This window comes from Odoribacter sp. N15.MGS-14, from assembly GCF_000980245.1.
Lineage (GTDB): Bacteria > Bacteroidota > Bacteroidia > Bacteroidales > Marinifilaceae > Odoribacter > Odoribacter splanchnicus.
On sequence record NZ_LARE01000080.1, the window covers coordinates 1 to 10,487 of the forward strand.

The following is a 10,487-nucleotide window of genomic DNA, read 5'->3' on the forward strand; positions in this document are numbered from 1 at the left end:
ATAAAGCCGGGAAAAAAGGTAAAAAAGAAGAGGGAGATAAAAAAGACGAAGGAGAAAAAGAAGGTAAAAAAGCGAAAGCAGAAGAAAACAAGCTCCCCGAACTCAAAATCGACTTTGAAAACCTGGAAGACCGGATGGTACGCCTGACCATCAATTCTTCCCGTCTGGGCGACGCCGTACTGACCAACGACGCTTCAAAACTATATTACCTGAGCGCTTTTGAAGGCGGTTACGACCTTTGGGTCAGAGACTTCAAAAACGGAAGTACCCGTATGTTATCCAAACTGAACAAAGGAGGCGGTGCTCTCGTTATGAGTAAAGACGGCAGAAACCTGTACCTGCTTTCCGGTGGACAAATCTCTAAAGTGGATATGAATTCCGGCCAGTTGAAAGGTATGAGCTACAATGCCGAGTTCGAATGGAAGAAACCCGAAGAACGGGCTTACCTGTTCGATCACGTCTGGCAGCAAGTAGTAGATAAATTCTACGATCCTACTATTCACAATATCGATTGGGCTTTCTATAAAAAAGAATATGCCCGCTTCCTGCCTTATATCAACAACAATTACGACTTTGCCGAAATGTTGGCCGAATTACTGGGCGAACTGAATGCTTCCCATACCGGTGCCAGCTACAAAGGAGGCGGCAGTTCTTCACAGACGGCAGCCCTGGGTGTTTTTTACGACGAGACATTCGACGGCGATGGCCTGAAGATCAAGGAAATCCTGGAGAAAGGTCCGCTGGATCTAACCAGTGGTAAAATCAAACCCGGTATGATTATCCGGAAAATCAACAATCAGGAAATCAAAAAAGGACAGGATTATTTCCAGATACTGGAAGGCCTGAGCGGTAAACGGGTAATGCTGACAATCTACGATCCTTCTACCAAAAAGGAATGGGAGGAATATGTGAAACCGACCACTTACGGCAACCAAAACGGTTTACTATATAACCGCTGGGTAAAACAACGCCAGGAAATGGTTGAAAAACTATCCAATGGGAAAATCGGTTACGTACATGTGAAGAGCATGGATAGTCCCAGTTTCCGTAAAGTATATTCTGAAATACTGGGCAAATACCGGAACAAAGAAGCGATAATCGTCGACACCCGTTACAACGGCGGAGGCTGGCTACATGAAGACCTGTTACACCTGCTGAGCGGTAAGAAATACGCCGAATTCGTTCCACGTGGCCAATTCATCGGTGAAGATCCGTTCACTCAATGGAACAAACCGTCGGCCGTATTAGTCAGCGAAAGCAACTACAGTAACGCCCACGGATTCCCCTGGGCCTACAAAGAACTGGGACTCGGTAAAGTAATCGGTATGCCTGTACCGGGAACGATGACCGCCGTATGGTGGGAAACTCTGATGGATCCGAGCCTGGTATTCGGTATTCCTCAGGTAGGAATGAAAGACAACCAAGGCCGCATCCTGGAGAATATGCAGCTCGAACCGGACATCAAAGTGACCAACGACCCGGCCAGCGCCATGAAAGGCCGTGATCTGCAACTGGAAGCAGCTGTAGAAAGCCTGATGAAGGAAATAAAATAATCAGGTGCCAACCGATAAAACGGTAACAAGGGTAATAGCAATAATGCTTTCCGTTGTTACCGTTTTTTCTGTTTTATCGGTATTAAAACAAAAACACCCCGGCTTTTTCGCATTCGGTCAATACCTCATCGGGCCATAAGCCGGCTTGTACCTCTCCGATATGACATTTCTGCAATAAGAGCATACAGAGCCGGGATTGTCCGATTCCTCCCCCCATTGTTTGGGGTAATTTCCCTTCCAACAAAAGAGAGTGGAAATACAATTTTTTCCGGTCCCCTGCATTTTTCAGCCACAATTGTTTTTCCAAGGCAGCCCGATCCACCCGGATCCCCATCGAAGAAATCTCGAAAGCAGACTGTAATACAGGGTTCCATACAATGATATCTCCGTTCAAACCTACCGAACCGTCTTCCGCCTCAGTGGACCAGTCGTCATAATCCGGTGAACGGTCGTCGTGAATCGTTCCATCCCCCAAAGCTCCTCCGATCCCCCGGATAAAAACCGCCCCGAACTGGCAGGCTATTCGTTCTTCCCTTTCCTTGGGGGACAAACCGGGATATTGCTTTCTCAACTCTTCGGCATGTATAAAATGAATCCGATCGGGTAAAAAGGGTTGTAATACCGGGAATTGTTCACTCAATAAAAATTCGGTACGTTTCAAGGCCGCATAAATTCTCTCGACACAAAGCTGTAACCGCTCCGGCGTGCGTTCTTCCGGGGTAATCACCTTCTCCCAATCCCACTGATCGACATACACCGAATGAATATTATCGATCGTCTCATCCGGACGTAAAGCGTTCATATCGGTATAAATTCCCATACCCGGCTGAATATGATGCCGCCAAAGAGCATAACGTTTCCATTTGGCCAGCGATTGTACGATCTCGGCTCGTTGTCCTCCTAATACACGGGCTCCGAAACTCACCGGCTGTTCAGTACCGCTCAGGTTATCGTTCAAGCCCTTCCCCGAAGGAACGACAATAGGTGCTGTAATCCGGCGCAACTTCAATTCCGCAGCCAGCGCCAATTGAAAGGTGTCCTTGATAAATTTAATGGCATGCTCTGTCTGCCATACATCCAAGACCGAAGTGTAGTCTTCCGGTAAAAATAATTGCTTCATAAGGGTAAAAATTTAAGTTTATAACCAACAAAAAAGCCTCCCCGCATCGGGAAGGCTCATCCATATATCTGATCTGTTCCGTTTTTAACCATAACCTCCCCTTTGCAACCGCTCTGCATTGCAATTATTATTCAGGTTGATATTAGAATTAAAAAGGACCATGGCTCGTATTCATTCATGACAAATATAAAGTAAAAATCGAAAAATAAAAATGCCGATTGAAAATTTAACAAAATACAGATTTGGAAAATGACACTACTGTTTCAAATTCCGATAATTTAGCTTATCTTTACCGAATCTAAATAGCACAGATAACTTGATTTACATATTTTATTCAACACAATGATTACCAAATATTTTCGTTTATTCCTTTTTTTCTTTCTGATCGGGAACCTCCTGATTTCCTGTAAAAATAAATCCATTTCTACCCGGCTGGTGAGCGTCAGTATTCTTCCTCAAAAATACCTGACAGAACAAATCGCCGGTGATTACCTGACGGTGAATGTCATGATACCTCCGGGTATGAATCCGGCTACCTGTGATCTAAGTACGGAACAACTGAAGAAGTTATACGATAGCGACCTTTGTTTCACCATCGGTTATTTACCTTTCGAACAAATCCATCTATTTCCTGTTCTCGAAAACCGCCCGGATATCCAAATCGTAAATCACTCCGCCAACCTGCAACTGATTCACGGAAGCTGTGGGCATACGCATGCCGCAGGTGACGAACACGACGGAGTAGATCCTCATATCTGGCTTTCTCCGGCACATGCCCGCACTATGGCCACTACCGTCTATGAAGTACTATCGGAAAAATATCCGGAACAAAAACTACAGTTCGAACAAAATTACCAGGCCCTTCTCCAGAAGATCGACAGCATTGCCGATCGTGCCAAACAAGTACTGGATCATAAAAAAGACAAAATATTTCTGATCTATCATCCGGCTTTGACTTATTTTGCTGCCGATTACGGGATGGAACAAATCTCGATCGAAGACGAAGGGAAAGAACCCAATCCGGCCCATTTGAAAAAAATCATCGATCTGGCCCTGGAAAAAAATATCCATATGATCTTTATCCAAAGTCAATTCGATGTCAATAATGCCGAATCCGTAGCCAAACAAATCGGAGGCCAAATCATTCAGATCGACCCGCTGACCGAAAACTGGACAGCTGAAATGAACCGATTGATCGATACCCTAGATAAATATTTACCTGAAAAATAACATGCCCCCCATACTCGAACTCAAAAATGTAAGCGCCGGATATGACCATGAAGTCATTCTTCATCAAGTCAATCTGAAAATTTATGAGCATGACTTTCTTGGCATCATCGGTCCCAATGGGGGCGGAAAAACCACCCTGCTCAAAGTGATACTGGGGTTACTGAAGCCTTATAGCGGAGAGGTCATTTACCCCGTCTCCAGACAAAATCTCTTCGGCTATCTACCACAGAACAGCCGTTTCGACCAGCGTTTTCCCATCGATGTCACCGAAGTAGTCCTCTCCGGCCTGATGTCCGAAAAGGGACTTTACAAATCCTATACCCGAGCCGAAAAACAAAAAGCCTGGGATTTACTCGATCAATACGGTATGGGAGCATATAAGAAAGCACCGATCGGCGATTTATCGGGCGGACAGATGCAACGGGTATTCCTTTGCAGGGCGATCATTGCGTCTCCCCGCATCCTGATCCTCGACGAACCGACAACTTATGTAGACAGTAATTTCGAAAAGGAATTTTACACCATCCTGGAAGAACTCAATAAATCGCTGAGCATAGTCATGGTATCTCACGATCTGGGAACTATCTGTTCCTATGTGAAGACTATCGCTTGTGTCAACCGGGAATTGCATTATCATAATTCTAACCTGATCAGTGCAGAACAGTTGCAATCGTACCACTGTCCCATCGAGTTGATCACTCACGGAAAAATTCCGCACCGGGTGCTGAAGGAACACGAAAAAGGTAAACAGTAGCAGGCGGTGAAGCTACTAAAAGCTATAGGCAAAGAGACGAAAAGGGAAAAGACGAAAAAGGAGACTTGAGGAAAAAAGGAAGAAGAAATAATGAATAAAAAGAATCGAAGATGCTGGAACTTTTAAAATATGATTTTTTTCAGAATGCGTTGATCAGTACGTTGTTGATCGGTATCAGCTGTGGATTGGTAGGTACCTACATCGTTGCCAAACGAATGGTATTCATCAGCGGCGGAATCACCCACGCTTCTTTCGGCGGCTTAGGACTTTCATATTACCTCGGGTTATCTCCTATGTTAGGTGCCACAGCCTTCTCGATTTTATCTGCCCTGGGAATTCTGTTCCTTTCCGACAGTAAAAAGCTCAAGGAAGATTCCCTGATCGGCATCTTTTGGTCGGCAGGTATGGCAATCGGTATCCTGTTTATTTACCTCACTCCAGGGTATGCCCCCAATCTGATGTCGTATCTCTTCGGGAATATCCTGACCGTTACCCGGGAACAGATTATCCTTTCCGTGGTTCTATGTCTGGGTATCATCCTTTTTTTCGCCCGTTTCTACCGTCCGTTATTCTACATCGCTTTCGATAAAGAATACAGCCGTACTCACCATGTGCATGTCAACCGGATAGACATCGCCATCACACTGATCATCGCCCTTTGTATCGTGCTGTCCCTGAAATTAGCCGGAATCATTCTGGTCATTTCCTATCTGACTATTCCTCAGGCTATCGCCGGCATCTTTTACAAAAACTTCAAACAGCAACTATTGGCTTCCGCCCTGGTCAGTACCGCCGGTTCGATTACCGGACTATTCCTTTCTGCCTTTCTGAATATTCCCACCGGTGCCACCATCGTAATCTGTTTCCTTCTCTTTTTCCTGATCAGCTGGCTGATAAACAAAATCAGATAACAAAAAAATAACCATCCGTTCAATTGTAAAATTAAATTAGTTTATAAGTCCCTGGATCCTGCGGGTGCTTTTTTTATGAACTTTTAAGCAACGAAGGAGCAACTTTAAGAACTTTACGAACTAATTATACCTAGGTTTATTTTTTTTCTATCTATTCCGATTTCGGGTTTTATACCGTCAGACCGGTTCGCCTGGACCGGTCCGTTAAGGTTTTCCTTCACTGACCGGCGGAACTCCTCGCAAGCTCGTCAAACACCACCGGTCGGGCGTTCGGAAAACCTAACCGAACCCTCGTTCCCGCTCCAATGGTCTTCCGGCATAAAACCCTGCATCTCACGGCAGAGCTAACCGGCAAAGAAAATACAACCAGAAATTTGCAGCAGCAGGAAGACGGACCGTCCGGATTATTTCCAGTGAGAATAATCTTTCTTAAATCAAGACTGGTCTGCAATTCAGTGATAACGTTAGTCGGAGGTGATCGGGATTGGAGACCATTGGAGCTCTGTCGAGTGTCGTCTTGCTTTTTCTGAACGCCCGACCGGTGGTGTCTGACGAGCTTGCGAGGAGTTCCGCCGGTCAGTGAAAGAAAAAGGTAGACGACCGACAGAAGCGACCGGGTCTCCAATTCCGATCACCGAAGACGAATTAGTACAGAATAATTCTACTTTTTTAAATTATTCGCCTTTTTTCTCCAGTTTCCTTGAAAAAATTTCTACCAAATCGGATAAAGCGCTGTTTTATCCCTGATCTTTTATTAGTTTTGTGGCAGCAAAGAAAATTTAAAACGTTTGAAATATGAATTACGATTTAATCGTCATCGGGAGTGGCCCCGGTGGGTATGTGGCTGCCATTCGTGGTGCTCAATTGGGTTTTAATGTCGCTGTAGTGGAACGTGCCGAACAAGGAGGAATCTGCCTGAACTGGGGATGTATCCCAACCAAATCTTTATTAAAATCGGCTCAGGTACTCGAATATGCACAACATGCAGAGGCCTACGGAATCCAGATCGAACATGCAGAGCCCGATTTTCAGGCAATCATCGCCCGTAGCCGGGGAGTTGCCGACAAAATGAGCAAAGGCATCCAGTATCTTTTCAAAAAAAATAACATTACCGTAATTCCCGGACATGGGAAACTGACGGCAGATAAAAAAGTAGCGGTTACTTCAGCCGCCGGGGAACAAACGATATACGAAGCGAAACATATTATCCTGGCTACCGGTGCACGTTCACGGGTATTGCCGGCCATTCCTCAGGATGGGAAAAGGATTATCGGTTACCGTGAAGCGCTGACCCTCGATCATCGACCGGCTTCACTGCTGGTAGTCGGCTCCGGAGCTATCGGTTCGGAACTGGCCTGGTTCTATAATGCGATGGGGACTAAAGTGACCCTGGTGGAATTTATGCCTACGATCCTGCCTGTCGAAGACGAAGAAGTATCTAAACAGGTGGGACGCTCGTTCAAGAAAGCCGGTATCGAAGTATTGGTAAAATCTACCGTCGAGAGTATCGATACCAGTGGTGAATTATTGAAAATCAATATCCGGAATAAGAAAGATCAAATCGAGACCTACGAAGCTGAAATGGTATTGTCGGCTGTCGGTATCGCTCCCAATGTTGAAAACATCGGGTTGGAAGAACTGGGTATCGAAATGGAAAGAGGTAAAATTAAAGTAGACGGCTACTACCGTACCAATGTCGAAGGCGTGTATGCCATCGGAGATATCGTACACGGTCCGGCTCTGGCCCATGTTGCTTCGGCAGAGGCCATTTGTTGTGTAGAAAAATTAGCCGGCCTGACTCCCGAACCGATCGATTACGGCAACATTCCGGGTTGTACCTATACTTCGCCCGAAGTAGCCTCCGTCGGCCTGAGTGAAGCGAAAGCCGCCGAAGCCGGTTACGAACTGAAAATCGGTAAATTTCCTTTTACCGCTTCAGGGAAAGCTAGTGCAGCCGGAGCTAACGATGGATTTATAAAGCTGATCTTCAATGCCAAGGACCATACACTGCTCGGTGCACATCTGGTCGGTGCCAACGTCACTGAAATGATTGCCGAACTGGTTTTAGCCCGGAAGAAAGGGGTTACCGCACACGATATCATCAAAACCGTTCACCCGCACCCGACGATGAGTGAAGCCGTAATGGAGGCTGCAGCAGCTGCCTATGACGAAGTAATCCATCTGTAATTTTTTAATTCAAATACCGATACAATGAAGAAAACCTTAATCACAACGACCCTCTTTCTGGCCTGCTCCGGAGTTTTCGCACAAGCGCTCTCCGAAAAAGACCTGCAGGAAATCCAGAGTAGTTTCAAAAAGGATGCTTCTACGAAAGCCATTCAGAACATACTGACTGCCGACAAAGACATCAAAGGCAATGCCCTGAACCGTGATCTGCAAGGTAAAATCGACCATTATTTCAAATACCGGGCAGATGTGAAAGGCATTACCAATCAGCTCAGTTCCGGACGGTGCTGGATGTTTACCTCAATGAACGTATTACGCCCGTCGATCATGAAAAAATACAACCTCAGCCAATTCGATTTTTCACACAACTACCTGTATTTCTGGGATATCTTCGAAAAGTCGAATCTTTTCCTCGAAAACATCATCGCAACCGCCAAGCAACCGATGGACGACCGGACAGTAGTGGAATACTTCAAAGCTCCTGTAGGAGACGGCGGAGTATGGAACCTTTATTACAATGCTGCCGAGAAATACGGAGTAGTGCCTCAGGAAGTGATGCCCGAAACCGCTCATTCCAACAATACTTCCCAGATGGTGAGCATCATCAATGAAAAACTGCGCCAAGGTGGTTATGAACTGCGCGAAATGACTGCTGCCGGCAAAAAAGGGAAGGAACTTACAAACGCTAAAATGGCTACGCTGAAAGAAGTATACCGGATTCTGGCCCTCTGCCTGGGTGAGCCTCCTCATCAGTTTACGTGGAGATATAAGGATAAAGACGGGAATATCAAAGAGCTGGCCAATTACACGCCGAAACAGTTCTACAAAGAAATCACCCCGGCCGACTACAGTCCTTCCAACTATATCATGATCATGAACGATCCGACCCGGGAATATTACAAAACATACGAAATTCAGAATTACCGGAATACCATCGAGGGAATCAACTGGATTTATCTCAATCTGCCCAACGAAGATATCAAAGAGGCCGCCCTGGCTTCCATTAAAAACAACGAGCCGATGTATGCCTCCTGCGATGTAGGGAAACAGTTCAACCGGGAAGAAGGTATCCTCGATCCCGAAATGTACGATTATGAATCCCTGTTAGGCGTGAAACTGGATATGGATAAAAAAGCCCGTATCCTCACCCGTCAGAGCGGTTCTTCCCACGCCATGACTCTGGTGGCCTGCGACACCGACGAAAACGACAAACCCGTAAAATGGGAGTTCGAAAACAGCTGGGGAGCAGCTTCCGGCCACAACGGCTATCTGACATTCACCGACAAATGGTTCGATGAATACATGTTCCGTATCGTGATCCGCAAAAACTACCTCAACGCCAAAGCCATCGAAGCCCTGAAAGGCAAACCGGTACAGTTGCCTGTTTACGACTATATGTATTAAACGAAAATAATAAATGATGAACGAAAAAGCCTTTTCGTTCATCATTTATTGTATCAATTCCGGCTGTTGTTCATTTGTACGTACACCGTTCCTCCTGCCATATAGTGATCTCTCAGAAACTTCATATATTTATTTAACAAATGAACGGCATAAGGCTGGAGTTTGAAAAGAGCTTCCGCTTTACACCCGGTATCCAGATAGAATATACTGGCATCGGGCAGTCCATTCGGTTTCCGGCCGGAATAAATACAATCATATCCGTATTCTTTTACCCAATCGGCCACTTCACCGGTAGCTTCACCGTACAACCACACTCCTACTTTACACCCCTTCAAAGTCTGCAAGCGGCTCAGGGTATACTTAAAGGCAGCTCCTTCCAAACTATCCAGGGGTGTAGTCGGCAGACAAATCACGACACCTTCTTTCAATGAATCGGCCTGAACCTGTCCCGGATCGATGGTCACCACCTGTAAACCGGTAAAATAAAGATCCGTCACCTGCTGATAAAACTGCCCGAGCCGTTCGGTCTCCTGCCGGAACCATTCGACCTCTTTTTCCAATCCCTGTTTTTTTATCGACAGGTAATTCATCCATATTCCTGTTCCGATCAAAAAAACGATACACACCACATAGGGATAATCGATTTTCCATTTCATAAAAATCCATATTATTTAAAATAATATTTAAGTATGAAAAGCTTACTTCCCACTTCAGTATCCCATCCCTCTTCATCTTCCCGGTCACGTAGCAATTCGTTATAATAACGAATAAAATCCGGATGTTCTTCACAATAACGCTCCCATTCTTCTGCTGTCGATCTTCCTTTCACGATCCCCATCACCTTTATCCAATCAATAGCGATCATCCATAAGTAATCCTGCTTAAAACACAAACCATAATTCCAATTAAACCATCTTATCCCCCCTTCTGTACCTGTTCCCAATAAATCGTTGTTCACCCACCTATAATTTTTCGTTATCTCCGTTTCTTTATCATAAATGAAAATATAAAACTTCCCTTTAAAATAATAAGAACCGATTACATATTTATCCGTTTCATTACAATGTTCGAAATCGATCCGGCGATAAGGCACCTCTTTCCCCTGAACTTGCATAAATTCTTCCCTTGTTTGCAAACGATCGTATTTGCCTTTATCCAGACGGTAGCGTACCTCGGCCCGATCAGTAGACAACTGATAAATGATCCGATCTTTATCATAATAAAAACACAGCGTATCCTTGTATTCATACAGGGCATTACAAAGTATCAAATCCGCATATTCTTTTCTCGGGAAAAAAGAATGAATAATCCGATGTTTTTTTAAGGAA

9 protein-coding genes are annotated in these 10,487 nt (G+C 45.1%); 6 read left to right on the plus strand and 3 right to left on the minus strand.

All coding sequences use genetic code 11. The features are described from left to right. Window positions 1-1,553, plus strand: a 1,553-nt coding sequence (locus tag WS34_RS12910) for a S41 family peptidase (RefSeq protein ID WP_046405269.1), incomplete at its 5' end; no start/stop codon positions are given. An 82-nt stretch (window positions 1,554-1,635) separates the two neighbouring features. Here the strand turns inward: WS34_RS12910 and asnA are convergent. Further along, window positions 1,636-2,673 (minus strand): aspartate--ammonia ligase, encoded by a 1,038-nt coding sequence (asnA, locus tag WS34_RS12915; RefSeq protein ID WP_013612360.1) that lies wholly within the window; start codon window positions 2,671-2,673, stop codon window positions 1,636-1,638. 342 nt (window positions 2,674-3,015) lie between these two features. Here asnA and WS34_RS12920 point away from each other — a divergent pair, with 342 nt between their 5' ends. The 5 genes from WS34_RS12920 to WS34_RS12940 all read left to right on the plus strand — a co-directional run bounded on the left by WS34_RS12920 (window position 3,016) and on the right by WS34_RS12940 (window position 9,159). Then, a complete protein-coding gene (locus tag WS34_RS12920) occupies window positions 3,016-3,903 on the plus strand; it encodes a metal ABC transporter solute-binding protein, Zn/Mn family (protein WP_022160985.1) in 888 nt (295 codons plus the stop codon). Between the two features lies 1 nt (window position 3,904). Continuing rightward, window positions 3,905-4,657, plus strand: a complete 753-nt coding sequence (locus WS34_RS12925; protein ID WP_046405271.1) for a metal ABC transporter ATP-binding protein — start codon at window positions 3,905-3,907, stop codon at window positions 4,655-4,657. Window positions 4,658-4,767: 110 nt separating this feature from the next. Then, a complete protein-coding gene (locus WS34_RS12930) occupies window positions 4,768-5,568 on the plus strand; it encodes a metal ABC transporter permease (protein ID WP_013612363.1) in 801 nt (266 codons plus the stop codon). Window positions 5,569-6,363: 795 nt separating this feature from the next. Beyond that, entirely contained in the window at window positions 6,364-7,755 is a 1,392-nt protein-coding gene (gene lpdA, locus WS34_RS12935) for a dihydrolipoyl dehydrogenase (protein ID WP_046405272.1), read from the plus strand. Between the two features lie 24 nt (window positions 7,756-7,779). Then, window positions 7,780-9,159 carry a C1 family peptidase gene (locus tag WS34_RS12940; RefSeq protein WP_046404638.1) on the plus strand — a complete coding sequence of 460 codons (1,380 nt, stop codon included), beginning with the start codon at window positions 7,780-7,782 and terminating at the stop codon, window positions 9,157-9,159. Window positions 9,160-9,212: 53 nt separating this feature from the next. Here WS34_RS12940 and WS34_RS12945 read toward each other — a convergent pair whose 3' ends face one another. Both WS34_RS12945 and WS34_RS12950 read right to left on the minus strand, forming a co-directional pair. Next, complete coding sequence (locus WS34_RS12945; RefSeq protein ID WP_046405275.1) at window positions 9,213-9,815, minus strand: hypothetical protein; 603 nt, start codon at window positions 9,813-9,815, stop codon at window positions 9,213-9,215. 11 nt (window positions 9,816-9,826) lie between these two features. Continuing rightward, on the minus strand, window positions 9,827-10,487 hold a 661-nt coding region (locus WS34_RS12950; RefSeq protein ID WP_046405276.1), incomplete at its 5' end, for a 6-bladed beta-propeller.

What these genes read in the sequence shown, in the direction of transcription:
- asnA (WP_013612360.1), bottom strand. Translation starts at nt 2,673, where the DNA reads ATGAAGCAATTATTTTTACCGGAAGACTACACTTCGGTCTTGGATGTA.
- WS34_RS12920 (WP_022160985.1), top strand. Translation starts at nt 3,016, where the DNA reads ATGATTACCAAATATTTTCGTTTATTCCTTTTTTTCTTTCTGATCGGG.
- WS34_RS12925 (WP_046405271.1), top strand. Translation starts at nt 3,905, where the DNA reads ATGCCCCCCATACTCGAACTCAAAAATGTAAGCGCCGGATATGACCAT.
- WS34_RS12930 (WP_013612363.1), top strand. Translation starts at nt 4,768, where the DNA reads ATGCTGGAACTTTTAAAATATGATTTTTTTCAGAATGCGTTGATCAGT.
- lpdA (WP_046405272.1), top strand. Translation starts at nt 6,364, where the DNA reads ATGAATTACGATTTAATCGTCATCGGGAGTGGCCCCGGTGGGTATGTG.
- WS34_RS12940 (WP_046404638.1), top strand. Translation starts at nt 7,780, where the DNA reads ATGAAGAAAACCTTAATCACAACGACCCTCTTTCTGGCCTGCTCCGGA.
- WS34_RS12945 (WP_046405275.1), bottom strand. Translation starts at nt 9,815, where the DNA reads ATGAAATGGAAAATCGATTATCCCTATGTGGTGTGTATCGTTTTTTTG.